This window comes from Allokutzneria multivorans, from assembly GCF_039537405.1.
Taxonomy (GTDB): domain Bacteria; phylum Actinomycetota; class Actinomycetes; order Mycobacteriales; family Pseudonocardiaceae; genus Allokutzneria; species Allokutzneria multivorans.
The window spans coordinates 36,587-56,916 of record NZ_BAABAL010000022.1; the positions used below are offsets into that span (position 1 = coordinate 36,587).

25 protein-coding genes are annotated in these 20,330 nt (G+C 70.7%); 15 read left to right on the forward strand and 10 right to left on the reverse strand.

Features of this window, described 5'->3' with window-relative positions; translation table 11 throughout:
• Positions 1 to 49: 49 nt before the first annotated feature.
• Both mshB and ABD798_RS33630 read left to right on the forward strand, forming a co-directional pair.
• Positions 50 to 919, forward strand: coding sequence for an N-acetyl-1-D-myo-inositol-2-amino-2-deoxy-alpha-D-glucopyranoside deacetylase (gene mshB, locus ABD798_RS33625; RefSeq protein ID WP_344884324.1), 870 nt, complete (start codon positions 50 to 52; stop codon positions 917 to 919).
• Positions 919 to 1,317: a hypothetical protein gene (locus tag ABD798_RS33630; RefSeq protein ID WP_344884328.1), complete on the forward strand. Its 399-nt coding sequence runs from the start codon at positions 919 to 921 to the stop codon at positions 1,315 to 1,317. Before mshB ends, ABD798_RS33630 begins: the two co-directional genes overlap by 1 nt.
• On the opposite strand, the gene ABD798_RS33635 is transcribed toward ABD798_RS33630, so the two are convergent.
• The 3 genes from ABD798_RS33635 to ABD798_RS33645 all read right to left on the reverse strand — a co-directional run bounded on the left by ABD798_RS33635 (position 1,318) and on the right by ABD798_RS33645 (position 3,100).
• The gene (locus ABD798_RS33635; protein WP_344884331.1) at positions 1,318 to 1,911 is read right to left on the reverse strand and encodes a DUF3558 domain-containing protein; all 594 of its coding nucleotides are present in this window, start codon (positions 1,909 to 1,911) and stop codon (positions 1,318 to 1,320) included.
• Positions 1,908 to 2,306, reverse strand: a complete 399-nt coding sequence (locus tag ABD798_RS33640) for a hypothetical protein (protein WP_344884334.1) — start codon at positions 2,304 to 2,306, stop codon at positions 1,908 to 1,910. The genes ABD798_RS33635 and ABD798_RS33640 overlap by 4 nt, the downstream gene beginning before the upstream one ends.
• A 65-nt stretch (positions 2,307 to 2,371) precedes the next feature.
• Complete coding sequence (locus tag ABD798_RS33645; RefSeq protein WP_344884336.1) at positions 2,372 to 3,100, reverse strand: GNAT family N-acetyltransferase; 729 nt, start codon at positions 3,098 to 3,100, stop codon at positions 2,372 to 2,374.
• 154 nt (positions 3,101 to 3,254) lie between these two features.
• Here ABD798_RS33645 and fdxA point away from each other — a divergent pair, with 154 nt between their 5' ends.
• Complete coding sequence (fdxA, locus tag ABD798_RS33650) at positions 3,255 to 3,581, forward strand: ferredoxin (RefSeq protein WP_344884339.1); 327 nt, start codon at positions 3,255 to 3,257, stop codon at positions 3,579 to 3,581.
• Positions 3,578 to 4,690: a succinyldiaminopimelate transaminase gene (gene dapC / locus ABD798_RS33655; protein ID WP_344884342.1), complete on the forward strand. Its 1,113-nt coding sequence runs from the start codon at positions 3,578 to 3,580 to the stop codon at positions 4,688 to 4,690. Before fdxA ends, dapC begins: the two co-directional genes overlap by 4 nt.
• Positions 4,691 to 4,716: 26 nt before the next feature.
• Here dapC and ABD798_RS33660 read toward each other — a convergent pair whose 3' ends face one another.
• Together ABD798_RS33660 and dapD are read right to left on the reverse strand one after the other, a co-directional pair.
• Positions 4,717 to 6,027 (reverse strand): DUF2185 domain-containing protein, encoded by a 1,311-nt coding sequence (locus tag ABD798_RS33660; RefSeq protein WP_344884345.1) that lies wholly within the window; start codon positions 6,025 to 6,027, stop codon positions 4,717 to 4,719.
• Between the two features lie 26 nt (positions 6,028 to 6,053).
• On the reverse strand, positions 6,054 to 7,037 hold the full coding sequence (gene dapD, locus ABD798_RS33665) for a 2,3,4,5-tetrahydropyridine-2,6-dicarboxylate N-succinyltransferase (protein ID WP_344884348.1): 984 nt from the start codon (positions 7,035 to 7,037) through the stop codon (positions 6,054 to 6,056).
• Positions 7,038 to 7,087: 50 nt separating this feature from the next.
• Between dapD and dapE the strand changes: the two genes are divergently transcribed.
• Positions 7,088 to 8,164, forward strand: a complete 1,077-nt coding sequence (dapE, locus tag ABD798_RS33670) for a succinyl-diaminopimelate desuccinylase (protein ID WP_344884432.1) — start codon at positions 7,088 to 7,090, stop codon at positions 8,162 to 8,164.
• 81 nt (positions 8,165 to 8,245) lie between these two features.
• Positions 8,246 to 9,025 carry an LOG family protein gene (locus ABD798_RS33675; protein WP_344884351.1) on the forward strand — a complete coding sequence of 260 codons (780 nt, stop codon included), beginning with the start codon at positions 8,246 to 8,248 and terminating at the stop codon, positions 9,023 to 9,025.
• Here the strand turns inward: ABD798_RS33675 and ABD798_RS33680 are convergent.
• Complete coding sequence (locus ABD798_RS33680) at positions 9,022 to 9,591, reverse strand: GNAT family N-acetyltransferase (protein ID WP_344884354.1); 570 nt, start codon at positions 9,589 to 9,591, stop codon at positions 9,022 to 9,024. The two genes, ABD798_RS33675 and ABD798_RS33680, sit on opposite strands and share 4 nt — an antisense overlap.
• Before the next feature lie 19 nt (positions 9,592 to 9,610).
• Positions 9,611 to 11,188, reverse strand: coding sequence for a CocE/NonD family hydrolase (locus ABD798_RS33685; protein WP_344884357.1), 1,578 nt, complete (start codon positions 11,186 to 11,188; stop codon positions 9,611 to 9,613).
• Between the two features lie 124 nt (positions 11,189 to 11,312).
• Between ABD798_RS33685 and folP the strand changes: the two genes are divergently transcribed.
• The 7 genes from folP to ABD798_RS33720 are packed head-to-tail and all read left to right on the forward strand — an operon-like array spanning position 11,313 to position 15,535.
• Positions 11,313 to 12,209, forward strand: coding sequence for a dihydropteroate synthase (folP, locus tag ABD798_RS33690; RefSeq protein ID WP_425549316.1), 897 nt, complete (start codon positions 11,313 to 11,315; stop codon positions 12,207 to 12,209).
• 13 nt (positions 12,210 to 12,222) lie between these two features.
• Complete coding sequence (locus ABD798_RS33695; RefSeq protein WP_344884363.1) at positions 12,223 to 13,191, forward strand: glucosyl-3-phosphoglycerate synthase; 969 nt, start codon at positions 12,223 to 12,225, stop codon at positions 13,189 to 13,191.
• Positions 13,188 to 13,526, forward strand: a complete 339-nt coding sequence (locus tag ABD798_RS33700; protein WP_086819536.1) for a PadR family transcriptional regulator — start codon at positions 13,188 to 13,190, stop codon at positions 13,524 to 13,526. Before ABD798_RS33695 ends, ABD798_RS33700 begins: the two co-directional genes overlap by 4 nt.
• Positions 13,508 to 14,152 carry a permease prefix domain 1-containing protein gene (locus ABD798_RS33705; protein WP_344884368.1) on the forward strand — a complete coding sequence of 215 codons (645 nt, stop codon included), beginning with the start codon at positions 13,508 to 13,510 and terminating at the stop codon, positions 14,150 to 14,152. Before ABD798_RS33700 ends, ABD798_RS33705 begins: the two co-directional genes overlap by 19 nt.
• Positions 14,153 to 14,191: 39 nt before the next feature.
• Positions 14,192 to 14,512, forward strand: a complete 321-nt coding sequence (locus ABD798_RS33710; RefSeq protein WP_344884371.1) for a DivIVA domain-containing protein — start codon at positions 14,192 to 14,194, stop codon at positions 14,510 to 14,512.
• Positions 14,509 to 14,952 (forward strand): SRPBCC family protein, encoded by a 444-nt coding sequence (locus ABD798_RS33715; protein WP_344884374.1) that lies wholly within the window; start codon positions 14,509 to 14,511, stop codon positions 14,950 to 14,952. Before ABD798_RS33710 ends, ABD798_RS33715 begins: the two co-directional genes overlap by 4 nt.
• A gap of 34 nt (positions 14,953 to 14,986) precedes the next feature.
• Positions 14,987 to 15,535, forward strand: coding sequence for a DNA-3-methyladenine glycosylase I (locus tag ABD798_RS33720; RefSeq protein WP_344884377.1), 549 nt, complete (start codon positions 14,987 to 14,989; stop codon positions 15,533 to 15,535).
• A gap of 154 nt (positions 15,536 to 15,689) precedes the next feature.
• Here ABD798_RS33720 and ABD798_RS33725 read toward each other — a convergent pair whose 3' ends face one another.
• Positions 15,690 to 16,502 carry an enoyl-CoA hydratase-related protein gene (locus tag ABD798_RS33725; protein WP_344884380.1) on the reverse strand — a complete coding sequence of 271 codons (813 nt, stop codon included), beginning with the start codon at positions 16,500 to 16,502 and terminating at the stop codon, positions 15,690 to 15,692.
• 19 nt (positions 16,503 to 16,521) lie between these two features.
• On the reverse strand, positions 16,522 to 17,322 hold the full coding sequence (locus ABD798_RS33730; protein ID WP_344884383.1) for a PaaX family transcriptional regulator: 801 nt from the start codon (positions 17,320 to 17,322) through the stop codon (positions 16,522 to 16,524).
• Positions 17,323 to 17,518: 196 nt separating this feature from the next.
• Between ABD798_RS33730 and ABD798_RS33735 the strand changes: the two genes are divergently transcribed.
• On the forward strand, positions 17,519 to 17,686 hold the full coding sequence (locus tag ABD798_RS33735; protein WP_086819543.1) for a DUF3117 domain-containing protein: 168 nt from the start codon (positions 17,519 to 17,521) through the stop codon (positions 17,684 to 17,686).
• 126 nt (positions 17,687 to 17,812) lie between these two features.
• On the forward strand, positions 17,813 to 19,270 hold the full coding sequence (locus ABD798_RS33740; protein WP_344884390.1) for a leucyl aminopeptidase: 1,458 nt from the start codon (positions 17,813 to 17,815) through the stop codon (positions 19,268 to 19,270).
• A gap of 123 nt (positions 19,271 to 19,393) precedes the next feature.
• Here ABD798_RS33740 and ABD798_RS33745 read toward each other — a convergent pair whose 3' ends face one another.
• Positions 19,394 to 20,296: a LysR family transcriptional regulator gene (locus ABD798_RS33745; RefSeq protein WP_344884393.1), complete on the reverse strand. Its 903-nt coding sequence runs from the start codon at positions 20,294 to 20,296 to the stop codon at positions 19,394 to 19,396.
• Between the last annotated feature and the right edge of the window lie 34 nt (positions 20,297 to 20,330).

Below are 20,330 nucleotides of genomic sequence, written 5' to 3' on the forward strand. Positions count from 1 at the left end.
GGGTGACCACGGTGCGAAGCGTTGACAACCCCGCCACTACGCTGATCCGGTGACACTGACGGCTCCACCACGGCTGCTGCTGGTCCATGCACACCCGGACGACGAGAGTCTCTGGACCGGCGGCACGATCGCGCGGTACGCGGCACAGGGCGTGCACGTCACCGTGATCACCTGCACCCTCGGCGAAGAGGGTGAGGTCATCCCCGAAGGCCTGCGCGGGCTCGGCCCCGACGCGGCCGACCAGCTCGGGGGTTACCGGGTCGGCGAACTGCGCTCCGCCTGTGGCGCGCTCGGCATCGCCGACCACCGCTTCCTCGGCGGCCCCGGCCGCTGGCGCGACTCCGGCATGGTCGAGACCGCCGCGAACGCCCACCCCAGGGCCTTCGTCAACGGCGACTTCGAGGAGCAGGTCGGGGCGCTGGAGGCGGTGCTGCGCGAGCTGCGGCCCCAGGTCGTCGTCAGCTACGACCCCAACGGCGGCTACGGCCACCCCGACCACATCCGCGCGCACGAGGTCACCATGGCCGCCACCGAGCGGGTGCCCGACGTCGACCGGGTGTTCTACGCGGTCACCTCCCGCGCGGACACCGAGGCGGGGGTCGCCGCGCTCACCGAGGTCGAGGGCCTGCCGTTCCGGCTGCCCGAGCCCGGCGAGCTGCCGGTCACCGAGGACGCCGAGATCACCACCGCGGTCGACGTCTCCGAGCACCTCACCGCCAAGATCGGCGCACTGCGCGCGCACGCGACCCAGGTGCAGGTCTGGCAGGCTGGCGACGGGACGGCGGCCTACGCGCTGTCCAACGGCATCGCCCAGCCGCTGGTGAGCTCGGAGTACTACGTGCTGGCCAAGGGCAGTGCCGACGGCGCCGAGACGGACCTCTTCGGCGTCCCCGTCGCTAGTGGAGGGGCCGGACGCTAGTGCGCTCAGCCGCAGACCGCCTGTTCTTCGTCGTCCTGCTCGTCGACGCCGTCCTGCTCGCCGTCGCGGAGCTCGCGTTCCTGCCGCTGCGGGTGCGCGACCTCGCGCCCGGCGTCGGCGTCGAGGCGAACTGGCCGCTGCCGTTGTCCGTGCTCGTCGCGGGCCTGACCACGCCCCTGCTGGTCAAGCTCGCGGCGGGCCTGTCGACGCGGATGTCGGTCGCGGGCGCTCCGCTGCTGGTGTGGCTGCTCGCCGTGATCGGCTTCGGCATCGCCGGTCCCGGGGGCGACCTGCTGCTCACCAACGACTGGCGCCCACTGGCCATGCTCGCCGTCGGAGCCCTGCCCGGCGCCGTCGTCCTTGGCGGCGTCCTCGGCACCACCCCGGCCCGCACCTAGCTACTGCTTGGCGAGCAGTGTCGCCATCACCATCTCGGCGACGCGCTTGGCCTCGACGCAGTACGGCTCCGGGCTGGCGCCACGGCCGTGGTTCGGAGCCGCGAGGACGTCCAGGTACTGCCCGTCCGCGACGTCGACAACGACCTGGCAGTCGTCCTTGGTGAGCTTCCCGGTGATCTCCAGCGCCGGGTAGCCAGCGATGGAGATCTGTCGGGTACCTTCGAGGCCCTGCTGGCGTTCTGGGGTGAGCCAGGTGGTGATGTCCTCCGAGATGACGAGTGAGATCAGCGAGCCCAGACGGGGCATCGGACCGAAGTCGTTGCCGACGCTGCACTGCGCCTCACCGAGGCGACTTCCCTTGTCTGGCAGGCGGTTCTTGCCGTAGGTCAGCTGTTCCAGTTGCTGGTCCGTGAGCAGCTGGCAGGGATCGACGTCTTTCAAGGAGATGGTCTTCGGCCGAGCTGGGAACGCGCGGGTTGTGCTCGGCGCTGGCAACGTCGGTCCGGGCAGGGGATCTTCGCTGGGGCCGCACGCTGTCACCGACGCCGCCGCGGTGAGGCTGATCAGAAGCGCAGTGATGCGGCGGTGGTTCACGGCGTGATTCCCCGTTCGAGAAGGGCGGAGTTTGTCTGCTCGACCATGTTGTACTGCTTCGCGGCGGCCATCAGCGCCTCGTAGTTGGCCTGGTACTGGTCGCGGAGTTGGCTGAGCACGTTCACCAGGGACAACTCGTCGTCGGTGAGGTGCTTGTTGAACAGCCTGGTCGCCTCGACGCTGACTGGGTCACCGAGCCACGGTTCGCGTATTCGAAGGGCGCTGCGCGCCTTTGTCAGCTCTTTGCGCAGTAGAGCGGCCTGCTCGGCGAACGTGGCGGCCAGCACAGGGATCATGTACGGCTCGACGTCGATGACGTGCGTTGGAGCAGGCTCCGGCGTCGGTTGCGCGGGAGGGCGGCGACCGCTTCCCGCGCCGTCGTGGACGTTGACCATGGCTGAGCCCCCCGCTCCGACCGGCCTTCCACGCTACGGGAGGACGGTTTGCCACGCGCGCAAAGCTAGGCAGGCACCCAGTAGCGGTAGGCGTGGTGGGTGCGGGCGCCGAGGGTCTCGTAGAGGCGGAGCGCGGGCGCGTTGTTGTGCGAAACCTGGAGCACATAGCGTTGCGCACCAAGGGTTTGGGCCCAGGAAGCCAGACCGGCGAGCAGATCGCGGGCCAGGCCGCGGCGGCGGGCGTCGGGGCGCACCGCGAGTCGAGCGAAGTGCAGGTGGCCGTCGACGACAGCGCCGCGAACGGCGGCGAGAACCTCGCCGTCGACGGTGACGGCGCCGTAGCCGACGGCATCGGCCGAGGTCAGGACGTGGTGCTCGGCGGGTGTGGGCGAAGCGCGGCCGACGATGAGCGGCCACCACTGCGACCACGGCTCCGAGCGGACTTCGGCGCGGTGCGGAGCCAGGAACGCTTCAAGAGCACCTACCTGCACGAAGGACGGAATGCCGGAGTGCTCGACCTCCGGGCGCCAACCTGCGGCGAGCAGCGAGGGCTCCCAGTGGCTGTCGGTGATCACGTGCGCGCGGGGCGGCTGGCCGTGCTCGCGGGCGAACGCGGCGGCCTTGGCGAGGGCGTCGGCGACGGGCATGCCGGGCGAGCCGAGCAGCAGTGCGGAGTTGGCGCGGCCGGTGAAGCCCCCGGCGGTGCGAGCGCGCCAGTCACCGACGCGCAGTTCGGCCACGGCGGGCCAGGCGCGGGCGCACAGCAGCTCAAGGGCTTCGTCGTCGCTCGACACCCGCGCATCCTCGGCGTTCACCAGCCGGGATCGCATTCGAATTTCTCTGTGAGAAGCGGCACCGGGTGACACTCTTCATGGTGCTCGGGGGATACTGGCGGGAGTCGTGCGACCCGAACCGCGCGGCCGAACTGACAAGGAGCAGGAGACCGCTGTGACCTACGTGATCGCCCTACCCTGCGTCGACGTGCTGGACAAGGCATGCATCGAGGAATGCCCCGTCGACTGCATCTACGAGGGTGATCGGATGCTCTACATCCACCCCGACGAGTGCGTCGACTGCGGTGCGTGCGAGCCGGTCTGCCCCGTCGAGGCGATCTACTACGAGGACGACGTCCCCGAGCAGTGGACCGACTACACCAGGGCGAACGTCGACTTCTTCAACGACCTCGGCTCGCCCGGCGGCGCCTCCAAGATCGGCAAGATCAAGGCCGACGACAAGATGGTCGCCGCGCTGCCGCCGCAGGCGTCGGAGCATTGATCGGCCCGGCCTCCGCGCACCGGGGCGGTCCTGACCTCCCCGACTTCCCCTGGGACGCGCTCGCCGGCCCGAAGGCCACCGCGGGCGCGCACCCTGGAGGCATCGTCGACCTCTCGGTCGGCACCCCGGTCGACCCGGTCGCCCCGGTCATCTCCACCGCGCTCGGCTCTGTCGCTGACGTGCCCGGTTACCCGCTGACGCACGGCACTCCCGCCCTGCGCGAGGCGGTTCTGGGCGCCTTGGAGCGCAGGCACGGCATCACCGGTCTCCACCACGACGCGGTGCTGCCGACCATCGGCTCCAAGGAGCTGGTGGCATGGCTGCCCACCCTGCTCGGCGTTCGCCCCGGCGACGTCGTCGCGATCCCCGAGCTTGCCTACCCGACCTACGAGGTCGGAGCGCGGCTGGCCGGGGCCGAGGTGGTCCGGCTGCGCGACGGCGAGCTCCCCCCGGCAGGCACCACACTGCTGTGGGTCAACTCGCCGTCCAACCCGACGGGTCGCGTGCTGCCCGCTCAGGCGCTCGCCGAGCTGGTCGCCGCGGCCCGCGAGGTCGGAGCGTTCATCGCCTCCGACGAGTGCTACCTGGACCTGCCGTGGACGGCCCGCCCGGCCTCGGTGCTCTCACCCGAGGTGCACGGCGGCAGCCTCGCGGACATCGTCGCGGCGCACTCGCTGTCCAAGACCTCCAGCCTCGCCGGGTACCGCGCCGGGTTCGTCACGGGCGATCCGGTGCTGGTCAAGCGGTTGCTGGAGGTGCGAAGGCACGCGGGCATGATGATGCCGCGCCCGGTGCAGGCGGCCATGACCGCGGCGATGAACGACGACGACCACGTCGTGGCGCAACGGGACCGCTACGCCGGACGACGCAAGGTCATGCTGGAAGCGTTGCAGGCCAACGGTTTTCGCGTCGACCACTCCGAAGCCGGGCTGTACCTCTGGGCGAGCCGGGACGAGGACGCGTGGACCACGGTCGCGTGGCTGGCCGAGCGCGGCGTCCTCGTCGCCCCCGGCACCTTCTACGGGCCCAGCGGCGGCAAGCACGTCCGCGTGGCCCTCACCGCCACCGACGAGCGCGTCGCGGCCGCGGCCGACCGCCTCGCGGGCTGATCGTTCTCAGCGGGCGCGCACGGGAGCTAGTGCTCGTCGGCCGGCACGAACACGCCGTCCGCCCGCTCGAACGCCGAGCCCGGCGGCTGCTCGAACACCGCCTCCAACGCGGGATCAGCGCTGATCAGCTCGCGCAGCGGCAGGATCGCGGCGTTGCGCGCGTCGTCGATGTACTCCTGCGTCTCGTCGCCCGCGAACACGCGCCAGCCGCTGTCCTCCTCGCGGTCGGGCTCCTCGCGGTACAGCCACGCGACGGGCGCACCGTCGCGGGCCACGCGGACGGACACGATCGCCATCTTCGCGAGGTCGCCGAAGTACAGCCGTTCCAGTCGCCGTTGGCGGGTCACGATCTCTGGAGCACCCAGCTCCACGCGGACGCGCAACAGAGTGCCGTCCTCGGCGAGGTCGCGGTACACCGGGAACGCGCCGTCGCCCCAACTGGTGAACCAGCCGGTCATCAGCGCGTCGCCGACCTCGATCACTCCGGACTCGGTCGAGGACGATCGCATCTGCTTCAGCACGCGGAAGTGGTCGTCGTGTGGCCGCAGGTCGAACGCGAACCTCAAACCGTTGTCCCGCAACGACTGCAACTGGTGGTACAGCGGCCGAACCTGGTCGACGGTGAGATCGGTCCAGAGGTACTCGTCCTCCGCCTTGGTCGCGGCGAGCCTCGTCGCGACCTGCTCCTCGTCCCCGCCCCAGAACGCGAGGTCGAAGAGCCCGTCGCCAGGTTCGTCGTTGACCCACGAGTTCAACGCGGTCGGATCGGCGAACATCAGCCGAGCCTCGTCGACCAGCACGTACCCGGCTTCGACGGACTCGGTGGGCACGCCTTCCGCGCACTCCACCCACACCGAGCGCCACCGCTGCTGGTCCTCGCCCGGCTCCATCCGCTCACCCAGCACCCGCAGCGACCGGGTCGGCAGACCACGTACCGCGACGCCCCAACCGCCGTGGAACGGCACCTCGGCGCCGCTGGGCAGATCGTCGAGCAGCCGTTGCACCCGCGTGTGGTGCGGCATCCTCGGCACCTGCCGCACCGTCGCTTCGAGCCCGGTGCGCGCGACCGCCTCAGCCACGGAGCCACTGCCCTCCGGCAGGTCGAAGGCGTACCGCCCCTTGACGGCGGCGAGGTCCAGCCGTGCGGCTGCCGCGGCGGCCTGCGGACCGACGATCTCGAAGTCCGCCGCGGCGTTCGCCTTCGCCACGACCTCGGCGGGCGCGAGCTCCTCGGGCAGCAGTGGCGGTTGATCACCTGACCACAGCCGGAGCAAGCCGAAGTCGATCAGGAGCAGATCACCCGACGGGAAGGACGCCCGCCCCAGCAATTCCGGCACGGGCTCATCATGCCACCGGGCAGGACCTAGTCGTTGGCGTGCAACACGGCGTTCAGCTCGAAGCCGCCGGGCGTGCGCGACTTCACCTTCACCGCGCCGGAGACCGAATCGCGGATGAACAGCAGTCCGGAGACGCCGGAGAGCTCGCGCGCCTTCACGACACTGCCGTCCTCCGCCGTCACCTTCGTGCCCGCGGTGACGTAGAGACCGGCCTCGACGACGGTGTCGTCACCGAGGGAGATACCCACTCCGGCGTTGGCGCCGATCAGGCAGCCCTCGCCGACCGCGACGACCTGCTTGCCGCCGCCGGAGAGGGTGCCCATGATCGAAGCGCCACCGCCGAGGTCGGAGCCGTCGCCGAGCACCACGCCCGCCGAGATCCGGCCTTCGACCATGGACGCGCCGAGGGTGCCCGCGTTGAAGTTCACGAAGCCCTCGTGCATCACGGTCGTGCCGCTGGCCAGGTGCGCGCCGAGCCGGACGCGGTCGGCGTCACCGATGCGCACGCCGGTGGGCATCACGTAGTCGACCATGCGCGGGAACTTGTCCACGCTGTACACGGTCACCGGGCCACGCGCGCGCAGCCGCAGGCGCGTCTGCTCGAAGCCCTCGACGGCGCACGGGCCGTGGTTGGTCCACACGACGTTGGCGAGCAGGCCGAAGATGCCGTCCAAGCTCTGCCCGTGCGGCTGGACCAAGCGGTTCGAGAGCAGGTGAAGGCGCAGGTAGACGTCGTGCGCGTCGACCGGGGCGTCGTCGAGCTTGCCGATGGCGGTGCGGACGCCGACGACCTCGACACCGCGCTCGGTGTCCGCGCCGAGAGCGGCGCGCGCAGCATCACCCAGGGCCGCGATGGTCTCCTCGCTGGTGAGGCGTTTGGTGCCGGACTCGCCGGAGTCGGTGAGCTCGGGAGCGGGGAACCAGGTGTCCAGCACGGTGCCGTCAGCGGCGATCGTGGCGAGGCCGACGCCCAGTGCGCCGGTGGTCTGCGGGTCAGGAGTGTGCGTCACGCCTGCACGGTAACGGCCCACGGAGAATTTTCTGTAGCGTGCCGCGTGTGATCCCGCCTCTTGACCTCACCGCTGACCCTGTCGAGCTGACCGCGGCCCTGGTGGACATCCCCAGCGTCTCCCGCGACGAGGCGGTGATCGCGGATGCCGTCGAGGCGGCTCTGCGCGCTCAGGCGGGACACCTGGAGATCATCCGCAGCGGCAACGCGGTGCTCGCGCGGACCAACCTCGGCCGCGCGTCCCGCGTGGTGCTCGCCGGGCACCTGGACACCGTGCCGGTCAACCAGAACATGCCGCACTCCCGCTCCACCGAGGGCGAGAAGCTCGTGCTGCACGGCCTGGGCACGGTGGACATGAAGGGCGGTGACGCGGTCATGCTCAGCCTCGCCGCCACCGTCACCGAGCCGCGCTTCGACCTGACGTTCGTGTTCTACGACTGCGAGGAGATCGCGGCCGAGCTGAACGGGCTCACCCGCATCCAGCGCGATCTGCCGGAGTGGCTGCGCGGCGACCTCGCCGTCGTCTGCGAGCCGACCGACGCCGCGATCGAGGCGGGCTGCCAGGGCACCATGCGCGTCGACGTGCGCGTTCCCGGCAAGCGGGCGCACACCGCGCGCGGCTGGATGGGTGTCAACGCGATCCACGGCGCCGGCGAACTGCTGCGCAGGCTCAGCGACTACGTGCCGCGCCAGCCGGAGATCGACGGCTGCCGCTACCACGAGGGGTTGCAGGCCGTGAAGATCACCGGCGGCGTCGCGGGCAACGTGGTGCCGGACGAGTGCGTGGTCAGCGTCAACCACCGCTTCGCCCCCGACCGCAGCCCCGAGCAGGCGCTCGCGCACCTCCAGGAGGTCTTCGAGGGCTTCGAGCTGACCGTCACCGACGGCGCGGCCGGAGCACTGCCGGGGCTGAACGCGCCGGTCACGCAGGAGCTGATCGCGGCGTCCGGCGGTGCGACCCCGGTGGCCAAGCTCGGCTGGACCGATGTGTCCCGCTTCGCCGCGCTGGGCATGCCCGCGGTGAACTTCGGCCCCGGTGACCCGAAGCTCGCGCACACCCAGGAGGAGCACGTTCCGGCGTGGCAGATCACCCACTGCGCGGACGTGCTGAGAAAGTTCGTCAGCTGATCCCTTCGATTCCACCGAAGTGATGGCGCGGAGCGGCTTTCTTCGTGATCATCCGGCTCTAGCGTCGTGAGGGTGAGAAACATGACTGATGACAACGCGAAGTCCCGTGGCGACGGGAACACCCCGGAGAAGCAGCGGGGGCCGGTGACCCTGCGCGGTGAGCACAGCGTCGAGGCGACCACGACCGATCAGCGGCTGCTGGACTCCCGTGGCCCGTCGGACTGGGTGCACACCGACCCGTGGCGGGTCATGCGCATCCAGGCCGAGTTCGTGGAGGGCTTCGGCGCGCTCGCCGAGCTGCCGCGCGCGGTCACCGTGTTCGGCTCGGCGCGCACCCGCGAGGGCCACCCCGAGTACACGATGGGCCAGACGCTGGGCAAGGCGCTGGCCGAGGAGGGCTTCGCCGTCATGACCGGCGGCGGCCCCGGCGCGATGGAGGCGGTCAACCGCGGCGCCCAGGAGGCGGGCGGGCTCTCCGTCGGCCTCGGTATCGAGCTGCCCTTCGAGCAGGGGCTCAACCCGTGGGTCGACCTCGGGGTGAACTTCCGCTACTTCTTCGTCCGCAAGACGATGTTCGTGAAGTACTCGCAGGCGTTCATCTGCCTGCCCGGCGGCTTCGGCACGCTCGACGAGCTGTTCGAGGCGCTGACCCTGGTGCAGACCAAGAAGGTCACCAAGTTCCCGGTTGTCCTCTTCGGCAGCGAGTACTGGGGCGGCCTCGCGGACTGGTTGCGGGACAGCGTGTGCAAGCACGGCAAGATCGGTGAGAAGGACCTCGCGCTGGTCCACGTCACCGACGACGTCGACGAGGCGCTGCAGATCGTGAAGGACGCCTACAAGGCTTGGGAGGACGCGCACTAGAGCGCGTCGGGCGTGGCGGGCGCGGTGTGCGCCCGCCACTCGTCCCGCAGCATCGCGAAGACGTACTCCTCACGCCACCCGTCCTCGTCGAGCGCGGTGCCGATGAAGTGCGCTTCACGGCGCATTCCCAGGCGTGCCAGCAGTGCCGCCGATGCCGTGTTGCGCGCCGAGCAGCGCCCGATGATCCGGTGCAGGTCCAGCTCCTCGAAGCCCAGCCCCAGCACCGCGCGGGCCGCTTCCGTCGCGAATCCCTTGCCCTGGTGGGCCGGGTTGAAGATGTAGCCGACCTCGCCCTGGCGGTGCTCCACGCTTCGCCAGACGAGCTCGACCTGGCCGATCACGGTCGCCTTCCCCGGCAGCACCACCGCGAGGCTGAGGCAGTCGCCCTCCTCCCGCAGCTCGTTCTCGCGCACCAACTGCTCGACCGCGCGCACCACCTGCTCGCGACCGCGAGGCGCCCAGCGCATGTGCTGGGCGACCTCGGGAAGCCGTTGGTAGGCAAGCACGTCGTCCACGTCGTCCGGGGTGAACGGCCGCAGCGACAACCGCTCCGTCGTGATCAGCACCGGTCGACCCCAGGACAGCTCAGCCGAGCGGGATGTCGAGGTAGGACGGCGACGCGGCGGGCGAGGTGAAGGTGAGGCGCTCGCCGAGCGTGGTCTCCGACGCGTACCTCGGGTCCACCGTGTCGATCACCAGGACCAGCCGGTGGCCCGCCTCCACGTCGTGCAGGACGGGCTGCAAGGTCACGTCGACCTGCTGCGCGGCACCGGCCTTGCGGTCGACGAGCGTGACGGGCTTGTGCGAGAGCAGCCGCCCGACACCGAGACCGGAGACGTCGTAGAGGTAGGCGAACAGCGAGGTGTCCGACGCGCTCGGAGTCACCGTCACGTGCAGTTTTGGAGTACCGGAAACCGTTGTGCGCCTTGACATCTGCTCGGTCTGCCAGACACCTGCGTTGAGCCTGCTGACGGCGGGCAGCCAGCCGGCGACGGGCAGGCCGATCTGCGTGGCGCCCCCGGCGAGCAGCACCGGGCCGGAGTCCGCGACGGTGTCGACGCCGCCGTTGGCCGTGTGCGTCCAGCCGGTCTTCGCGCTCGTCGCCAGCTCGCCGGTGCGCCCGATCAGCGGGTTCACGTCGCCGAGGTAGCGCCTGCTGGTCGAGGAGGTCAGCGCGGACCAGCTGGCGAAGTTCCGCGCGGCCCCGCCGATGGTCGGCTTCAGCCGCACGGGCGGCTCGGCGTTGACGCCGTTGTCGGTGCCCCGGAGGTAGTGGTCCAGCCAGCGGTAGGTCGTTTCCCAGGTGTCGTTGGGCAGGCCCGCGAGACCGACCGCCTCTGGGGTCGCGTGATCACCGGGAGCCAGTTCGAGCCGCTTCGCGCCCTTGAGGCCGTTGAACAGCTCGACGACCTGGTCCGGCGGGAACAGGCCGTCCTGCCACGCGTTGGCGATCAGCACGGCGGGCTTGTTGGCGTTGAGCTGGTCGAGCTTCCTGCCGGGGCTGCGCGGAGCGGCCCAGGTCTTCACGGGCTCGCGCTCGTTGGCGAGCACGTTGGCCAGCATCGCGTCCAGCTCCGGGCCGAAGCGCCCGGTCAGCTTGCCGGCGGCGCCGAGCCCGGCGATGCCCTGCGCGCTCCAGGTGTCGTTGGCGCCCAACGACTTCTCCAGATCCGACCAGGTGCTGAGCGCGGCGACGGCCTTGACGCGCGGGTCGGCGGCGGCGGTCAGCAGGCTGAAGCCCGCGCCGTAGGAGATGCCCGCCATGCCGATCTGGTCGGCTGAGGCGGGGGTGTTGGCCAACGCCCAGTCGATCACCGCGCGGGCGTCGGCCACGTCGTTGGCGCTGCCGACCTCGATCTTGCCGCCGGAGGTGTAGAAGCCGCGCGGGGTGTAGGACACCACCACGTAGCCGCGGTCGGCGAGCTTGCGGGCGGGGATCTCGTACTCCAGCGTCGGCGCGCTCCAGCTCGCGGGCAGTACGACAAGCGGGTGTTTTCCGGTGCTCGACGGGGTGTACACGCGGGCGGTCAGCGTGACCCCGCCGCTCGCGGGGATGCGGTCGTAGCGCGCGGTGAGTCCGGCGGCTGTGGCTGCCGGACTGATGGCTGTGGTGAGGCCGACGGTGAGCAGGGCCGCCGTGAGCAGGGAGGACAGGCGTCGCACGGGCACTCCTGGTGACTTGTCGCCGGTGACGTGAGTCACAGTGGTGCAAGCAGTAGACGGCTGCCTACTCGCAAGTAGCAAGAACGTGTGACGCGCTTCACGTTCACCGCGGCCCGATCGGGGGATGGTGCCGCCTGGCACGATCGACGGGGTGACTCCGTTGAAGTTCGGCACGCGCGAGGTGCCGGGGAATCGCGCGCTGGTGATGGCGATCGTCAACCGCACCAGGGATTCCTTCTACGACCGTGGCGCCACCTTCACCGACGGTGCCGCGATGGCGGCGGTGGACCTGGCCGTGGCCGAGGGTGCGGACATCGTCGACATCGGCGGCGTCAGAGCGGGTTCCCACGGCGAGGTCGTCGACGCCGCGGAGGAGGCGCGCAGGGTGGTCCCCTTCGTCGCCGCGGTCCGCGAGCGCCACCCCGAGCTGGTGATCAGCGTGGACACCTGGCGGCACGAGGTCGGCAGGGCGGTCTGCGAGGCGGGCGCCGACCTGCTCAACGACACGTGGGCGGGCGCGGACCCGCTGCTGGGCGAGGTCGCGGCGGAGTTCGGCGTCGGCATCGTGTGCTCGCACACCGGCGGGCTCGCCCCGCGCACCGACCCGCACCGCGCGCACTACCGCGACGTGGTGGCCGAGGTCGCCGACGAGGTGGTCGCGCTCGCCGAGCGGATGGCCGGGCTGGGCGTGCCCAAGGAGGGCATCCTGATCGACCCGACGCACGACTTCGGCAAGAACACCTGGCACGGGCTGGAGCTGCTGCGACGGCTGGACGAACTGGTCGCGACCGGCTGGCCGGTGCTGATGGCCTTGTCCAACAAGGACTTCGTCGGCGAGACCCTGGACGTCGACGTGAGCGGACGGGTCGACGGCACCCTCGCCGCGACGGCGGTGGCCGCGTGGGCGGGAGCTCGGGTGTTCCGTGCGCACGAGGTCGGCAGGACCCGTCAGGTGGTGGACATGGTGGCCAGCATCGCCGGGACCCGGCCGCCCGCGCGGGTTCTGCGCGCGCTGGCGTGACAGGGTTGGTCCCGTGCACCCCCGGCTCAACGAGTGGTTCGACGAGTGGTTCGACGAGAACACCTGGCAAGATCCACAGTGGACGGTTGAGGAGCTGTTGGCCCGCAAGGGTTCTCAGCGCGTCAGTGTCGTTCTCCCCGCGTTGGACGAAGAGGGCACCGTCGGCGCGATCGTCACCGCCCTGCTGCCGCTGCTCGGACTGATCGACGAGCTGGTCGTGGTGGACTCCGGCTCCACCGACCGCACGGTGGCGGTCGCCGTGGAAGCGGGGGCGAGGGTGGTGCGCCGCGAGGACGTGCTGCCGGAGCTGCCACCGGTTCCCGGCAAGGGCGAGGTGCTGTGGCGCTCGCTCGCGGCGACCACGGGCGATCTTGTGGTGTTCCTGGACTCCGACCTCGTCGACTTCGACCCGGGGTTCGTCGTCGCACTGCTCGGGCCGTTGCTGGCGCGGCCGGAGGTCCAGCTGGTCAAGGGTTTCTACCGGCGCCCGCTTCGGCTGGAGAGCTCCGGTGGCGGGCGTGTCACCGAGCTTCTGGCACGGCCTGTGCTGTCCGCGCTGCGCCCCGAGCTCGGCGGGATCATCCAGCCGCTCGGCGGCGAGTACGCGGCCCGCAGGTCGTTCCTGGAGTCGGTGCCGTTCGCGGCGGGCTACGGCGTGGAGATCGGACTGCTGCTCGACGCGCACGCGCACTTCGGCCTCGCCGGGCTGGCGCAGGTCAACCTCGGAGTCCGCAAGCACCGCAACCGCTCGCTGGCCCAGCTCGGCGTGATGGCCCGGCAGATCCTCGGCGCGGCGATGTCGCGTTGTGGTGCCTCGAATCCCGGCAGCGCGGAGTTCGTCCAGTTCGCCCAGGTCGCGGGGGAGTGGTTGCCGGACACCACGACGGTCGCGCTCGCCGACCGGCCGCCGATGCGCCAGGTGCTGGGAATAAGTAGTGGCACTACCCTGAACGGCCGAGGGGCACTACACTCGTCGATGTGAAGTCGGACGCCTTGCGCGGGCATTTGGACGCTCTGCTGCTGGCCACGCTGGACGGCAGGGAACTGCACGGATACGCGATCATCGAAGCGTTGCAGCTGCGCAGCGGCGGAGCGCTCGACCTGCCGACCGGAACCGTCTACCCGGCACTGCGACGCCTGGAGCGCGGTGGCTTCGTGCGCAGCGAGTGGAGCACCGTCTCCGGCAGGCAGCGCCGCACCTACAAGCTGACCCCCTCCGGCGAACGCGAGCTGGCCAACCAGCGCACCGCGTGGCGGGAGTTCACCGTGGCCATCGAAGGCGTGCTCGGGAGCGGCCCGTGGCCGGCCAAAGCCTGATAGGCGATTACATCGACAGGCTCGGCGCCCGGTTGGACGGGCCTCGGGCGGCGAAGGCGGATCTGCTCGCCGAGGCGCGCAACAGCCTGGACGACGCCGCGTCGACCTACCGGGACGCGGGTTTCCCCGAAACCACCGCGCAGGCCCGCGCGGTCGCCGAGTTCGGCCCGTTGTCACTGATCGCCGACGAGTACCAGGAAGAGCTCGCCGTGGCACAAGGCGCGCGCACGATGCGAGCGCTGCTGGCCGCGATGTTGGTGGTGCACCTGCTTTTCATGGGGCGCTGGCCGACCTCGCCGTCGTGGGTCCCGGTGCTGGCCTCGGTCGTGAACTACGCGTGGGTCGTCGTCGCCGTGCTCGGCGTGCTCGCTCTCGTGGGCGGTCCTCGGCTGCGCAGGTGCCAGCGCTCGGGCCGGTCCTTCGGGCGCCTCGCCGGATCGTTCAGCACCGGCGCGCTGACCGCCTGCGTCGTGCTCCAGGGCGCGTTGATCACCGCGACGGCCTACTTCAACCTCGGACTGCTGCTGTCACCGGCGATCCTGGCGACGCTGGGCTTCGGACTCGTGGTGATGGTGCGGCTGGTCGGCATGACCCGGCGCTGTTTCACCGTGTCGGCCGCGGCCTGAGGGCTGCTCCCGGCGGGCGTTCGTGCCACGATCTTCGGCGTGACCACCGCCCTGATCTACCTCCTGATCATGATCCTCGTGGCCGCAGTGGTGTTCCTGCTGGCATCACTGGTGTTCGGCCGAGGCGAGGAACTCGCTCCGCTGCCCCCCGGCGCGTCGCCGACCCAGCTGCCCGCCGCGGGCGCGCGCGGTGAGGACCTGCGCACGCTGCGGTTCCAGCAGGCCGCGCGCGGCTACAAGATGTCGGAGGTCGACTGGGTGCTCGAACGCGTCGCCGGTGAGCTGGACACGCTCCGGGCGCGCGTCGAAGAGCTGGAGCGGCAGCAGCTGCCCGTCGTCGAGCAGGACGCTCAGCAGTGACCCGCCTGGCCCTGCAGGTCGCCGTCGCCGCGCCAGTGGAGACGGTGTGGGCGGCGGCGACCGACTGGGACCGCCAGCACGAGTGGATGCTCGGCACCACCGTGCGCGTAACCAAGGGCGACGGCCGCAGCGTCGGCTCCACGCTCGCGGCCTTCACCGGCAAGGCGGGCGTCGGCTTCACCGACCACATGGAGATCACCGTGTGGGACCCGCCGCACCGCTGCCAGGTCCTGCACACCGGGTGGCCCGTGCAGGGGCCCGGGATCTTCGCGGTCCGCGAGGACGGGCCGGGGCGCTCGCGTTTCGTGTGGGGCGAGGACCTGTACCTGCCCTTCGGCGTCGTGGGCGCGGTCGGCTGGCCCGTGGTGCGACCGTTCTTTGTCGGGGGTGTGCGGTACTCCTTGAACCGGTTCGCCGAGTTCTGCGAGGAGTACACGTGAGCACCGACGACGCGATTTTCCCAGCGGAGGCGGCATGAGCACCGACGTCCGGACCCGCTGCGGCTGGGTCACCTCAGCGCCGGAGTACATCGCCTATCACGACGAGGAGTGGGGCGTTGCGCTACGCGGCGAGCGCGAGCTGTTCGAGCGGATCAGCCTGGAGGCGTTTCAGTCCGGCCTGTCGTGGTTGGTGATCCTGCGCAAGCGCGAGAACTTCCGCACCGCGTTCGCAGGGTTCGACATCGCCGCCGTCGCGGAGTTCGGTGAGAAGGACGTCGAGCGGCTGCTCGTGGATGCGGGAATCGTTCGCAACAGAGCCAAGATCGAGGCCACCATCGCCAACGCGCGCGCCGTCGAAGGGCTGGACGTCCCGCTCGATGACCTGCTCTGGTCCTTCGCACCGTCCGACGGCGCGCGTCCGCCCACGCTGGCCGACGTGCCCGCCGTGACCGCCGAGTCGAAGGCGATGGCCAAGGAACTGAAGCGCCGAGGATTCCGCTTCGTCGGCCCCACGACGTGCTACGCGCTGATGCAGGCCACCGGCATGGTCAACGACCACGTGGCGACCTGCTGGCGCGCGTAGCCCCCCCGCCACGGGGGTTGGGTGGTCTTCAAGACCAGCAAACCCCCACCCCTACTGTCGCCAACCGCCACAAACCCCCTGCGGTGCCGGAGGGTTTGCTGTCGTTGGCGATGGCTGGAGCGGGGGTTCGGTGGTCTTGAAGACCGGGGAACCTCTACAGGCCGGTGAAGCGGGCTTCGCGCTTCTCCACGAAGGCTTCGACGGCCTCGCGGTGATCGGCGGTCTGCCCGGCGGCGGCCTGGGCGGCGGCCTCCTCGGTGAGCGCCTCGGTCAGGTCGGAGCCCGCCGCGACCAGCATCTCCTGCTTGATCCTGGCGTAGGCGGTGGTCGGGCCCGCAGCCATCCGCGCGGCCAGTTTCTGAGCCTCCGCAAGGGCTTCGCCGTCGTCCACGACGCGCGTGACCATGCCGATCCGCAGCGCTTCCTCGGCGCCGACCGGCTGCGCCAGCAGCATCAGCTCCATGGCCCGGCCGTAGCCGATCAGCCTCGGCAACGTCCACGATGCGCCGGAGTCCGCCGCGAGGCCGACGTTGGCGAAGGCGAGCAGGAACTTGGCGGAGCGCGCCGCGATGCGCAGATCGCACGCGTAGCTCAGCGAGGCCCCGGCTCCGGCCGCTGTCCCGTTCACGGCCGCGATCACCGGCTTCGGCATCCGGAAGAGCGCCTGGGTCAACGGGTTGTAGTGCTTCTCGACCGTGCTCAGCGGCGCGGGGTCGCCGGAGGCGAGCAACCGCACGTGCTCCTTGAGGTCCTGCCCGGCGCAGAACGCGCGGCCCGATCCGGTGAGCACCAGAGCGCGAACGGCGGCATCGCCCGCGGCGTCGTGCAATGCGGCGAGCAACTCTTCCTTGAGCCGCACGGTGAGCGAATTGAAGGCATCCGGCCGATTCAGGGTGAGCGTTCGGACGCCGTCGCTGTCGCTGACCAGAAGTTCGGCATCGTGATTATTCTCACGGTCCTGTCCCACGCTGATCTCCGTTTTCCGCTCAGGCGCTCGATGGTGTTCGGGTGTTGCCGAGACAGCTCTCGATGAATTCGTTCGTGGCGGTCGCGAGTCGTTCGGTCTGCTGGTCGAAGAAGCGCGCGGCGATGTGCCCCGGCCAGTCCGGCGGCAGCAGCTCGGGCGGCAGGCTGGGATCGCGGAAGAGGAACTTTCGCCAGGCGTGCAACAGTTCCTGGGACACCGCGAACGCGGCCGGGTGCTCCGTGGGGTCCACTGTGGACACTCGACCGGACCAGTCCTCGACGAAGCTCTGGTAGTCCGAGCCGAGCGCGTCGAGGTCCCACGCCCTGCCCGCCAGCTCCGCGTCGTCGCCGTCGTGCTCGCCGTGGAAGATCCGCGCCGCGGCTCCCTCGACGGCGAGCAGATCGGTCAGTTCCGGTGACGGGCGCGGGGAAATCCAGGTGACCGGGCCCAGTTCGCCGTAGCCGATCAGCTTCAGCGAGGACGTCAGCTGGTCCCGCTGCGGCCGTGCGGGAAGGTCCTCGAGCACCACCACGTGCCACCGACCGTCCCAAGTGGACGGTGGTCGGGTGCGGAACACCCTCGCGCTGGCCTCGTCCAGTCGTTTCTCCGCGCGGGCCGTCATCGCGTAACCGGGGCCCGCGGGCAGCCTGACCGGGCGCAACCAACCCTGCCGTACGGTGCGCGAGACGGCCGTGCGCACGGCGGGTGGTGCGAATCCGAGTGGTTCGAGCAACCGCACCAGGGCGGCAATGGTCGCGGTGCCACCCCGCTGCCTGAGGTGTCCACCGTAGACATCGAACAACGCTGAACGTGCCCGCACGATGGGCGATTTTGACAGTGAATTGACGGCTCGGCCACCACCCCGGAACGGACACGCGAGACGGCCTTGTGCATCGACGGAGACACGAAGTGATCGGTTCGGTTTCTCTCGTGCGGCCATATGGGGGAGAATGGGCTCCATAAGCGGCACGTCGGGGGATGTGCCGTGGGGAAGAAGTTGACGGAGGGAGCACGCTATGGCGGCCATGAAGCCCCGGACCGGCGACGGTCCCCTTGAGGTCACCAAGGAAGGACGCGGCATTGTGATGCGCGTCCCGCTGGAAGGTGGGGGCAGGCTCGTCGTTGAGATGTCGGCAGATGAGGCCGCCGAGCTGGGCGAAGCCTTGAAGGCTGTCGTGGAGTAATCCCACCGCGCAGTCGGCTGGGCGCTCGCCCGGCCACACCCCGCAGTCCCACCGAGTCCCCGGCGCGTCACGCACGCGACCCGGGGACTCGTTGTCGTGAAGTCGTCCCGTGAACGAGGAGTCCCCGTGCCCCCGGTGTCGCCGTCCGTGCCCACTCCCTTGCCGCGCGTGTCGGTGACCACCAAGGCCCGCCGTGACGGCCTGCGCGTGCTGATCGCGGGCACCGGACCGGAGCTGCGCTCGGGTGCCCTCGATGTGGATCTGCTCGGCGCGCTCGCGGTGACCGGTGCTGCGACCGAGGTCAACCCGCTCCCGTTGACCCACGGCCCCGGCTGGCTGGTCGGCGTCGGCGACGGCTCTCCGCGCGACTGGCGTGCCGCCGGTGCCGCGCTCGTGCGCGTCGCCACCGCGCGCGCTCGTGAGCTGGACGAGGCGCCACGCCCGATCCAGATCGCGCTTCCGGGTGATCTTGCGCCGGAGTTGGCGGGCGAGTTCGCGCTCGGTGCCGTGCTGGGCGGTCACGAGCTGAAGGTCACCGGCGAGCGCCCGCAGCGGGTGAAGTCCGTCGAGCTGCTCAGCGACTCGGCTGACGTCGCCGAAGCCGTCGCTCGCGCAGTGGTCCTCGCCGAGGCGACCGCGCTCGCTCGCGACCTCGCGGGAACTCCCTCCAACATCAAGGACCCGGCCTGGCTGGCCGAGACCGCGCGCAAGGCCTGCTCCGCGCTGGACGTGCGGATCCGCGACGAGAAGTGGCTCGCCAAGCACGGCTTCGGCGGAGTCCTCGCGGTCGGCGGTGGCTCGACCCGCCCGCCCCGCCTCGTCGAGCTGTCCTGGAAGCCCGCTGCGGTGACCGAAGGCACGCCGCACCTGGTCCTCGTCGGCAAGGGCATCACCTTCGACACCGGCGGCATCTCGATCAAGCCCGCCGAGGGCATGCACCTGATGCGCACCGACATGTCCGGCGGGGCAGCGGTGATCGCCGCGCTGCGCGGGATCGCGGCGCTCGGGCTGCCGATCCGCGTGACCGGTCTCGTTCCCTGCGCGGAGAACCACGTCTCCGGCACCGCCTACCGCCCCGGCGACGTCGTGCGCCACTACGGCGGGAAGACCACCGAGGTCACCAACACCGACGCCGAGGGCCGCATGGTGCTCGCCGACGCACTGGCCTACGCGGTCGAGAAGCACGCACCCGACGTGCTCGTCGACGTGGCCACGCTGACCGGCGCGATGAAGGTCTCGCTGGGCCTGCGCACCGGCGGTGTCTTCGCGACCTCGCCCGAGCTGGCCAAGCGGATCACCACCGCCGGTGCCGACACCGGGGAGTCCTGGTGGGAGATGCCGTTGCTGGACGCGCACGCCGCCGACGTCCGCAGCGAGATCGCCGACCTCCGCCAGTGCCCGCCCGGCCCCGGTGGCATCACCGCCGCGCTGTTCCTCCGCGAGTTCGCCGCCGACCTGCCGTGGGCGCACCTGGACATCGCGGGCCCGGCGCGCGCGGAGAAGGCCTACGACGAGGTGAACCCCGGCGGCACCGGCTTCGCCGCCCGCACCTTGATCACCCTCGCCGCCTCCTACCTCCCCTAACCCCCGCCCTCACTCACGCTCCGCTATCGACCCAATGTGGCATTGGTTACGTCTCGCGAAACAAATGTCACATTGGGTACGTAAACGCGGGCTGGGGGAGCCGTGTGGTGTTGCGGAGGGTGATCAGGAGTGGGCGTGGGCTATGGCGAAGTCGCGGAAAGCACGGCCTGCGGCGGGGATCGGTCGGCCTGCCACCCACACCAGGCCGACGGTTCGCGTGGGGCGGGGAGTGATCGCCAGCTCCACGACGCCTCGGGCGGGCGGGTCGGCGCGGGGTAGGACGGCGACGCCGAGGCTCGCGCTGACCATGCCGCGCACGGTGTCCACGTCATCGCCCTCGAAGGCGAGCTGCGGTGTGAAACCCGCTGCGGCGCAGACCTTGTCGGTGATCTGGCGCAGGCCGTAGCCGGGCTTGGTCGTCACGAACGGCTCGTCGGAGACCTCGCGCAGGCGGACGCGCCTGCGGGCGACGAGGCGGTGATCGGCGGGCACGGTGAGCACGAGTTCCTGCTCCACCCAGGGATGGTTCTCCAGGTCGGGCTCCTCCAGCGGCAGCGGCGCGGTCAGCGCGAGGTCGATCGCGCCCTCGCGCAGCTTCTCCAGGACCGTCGGATGTGCGCTCTGGATCAGGGTGAAGCGGACGGTGGGGCGGCGGAGCTTGAACTCGCGCAGCAGTGCGGGCACCCACGGCGACATCGTTCGGAGGAAACCGAAAGCCACGTGGCCGCCCTTCGGGTCCGCCTCCTCGGCCGCGCGGCGGCAGCCCGGTTCGAGCGCGCCGAGCGACTGGGTGGCGGCCTCGGCGAGCATCCGGCCCGCGCGGGTCAGCTGGACGCCGCGACCGGAGCGCACGACGACGGGTGCGCCGAGGGATCGGCTCAGCTCGGCGAGCCAGCGGCTGACCGTCGGCTGCGGCACTCCGAGGCGCTCGGCGACATGGGTGATGTGCTGTTCTTCGGCGAGCGCGCGAAGCAGTCTCAGCCGAGGTGCGAGTTCGGTGACCAGCCGTTCCACGCGATCATCCACAAATGGATAAGTTACCGCCGAAATCGGCATTGGA

What these genes read in the sequence shown, in the direction of transcription:
- ABD798_RS33640 (WP_344884334.1), bottom strand. Translation starts at nt 2,306, where the DNA reads ATGGTCAACGTCCACGACGGCGCGGGAAGCGGTCGCCGCCCTCCCGCG.
- ABD798_RS33675 (WP_344884351.1), top strand. Translation starts at nt 8,246, where the DNA reads ATGACTGATGACAACGCGAAGTCCCGTGGCGACGGGAACACCCCGGAG.
- folP (WP_425549316.1), top strand. Translation starts at nt 11,313, where the DNA reads ATGGTGCCGCCTGGCACGATCGACGGGGTGACTCCGTTGAAGTTCGGC.
- ABD798_RS33720 (WP_344884377.1), top strand. Translation starts at nt 14,987, where the DNA reads ATGAGCACCGACGTCCGGACCCGCTGCGGCTGGGTCACCTCAGCGCCG.
- ABD798_RS33735 (WP_086819543.1), top strand. Translation starts at nt 17,519, where the DNA reads ATGGCGGCCATGAAGCCCCGGACCGGCGACGGTCCCCTTGAGGTCACC.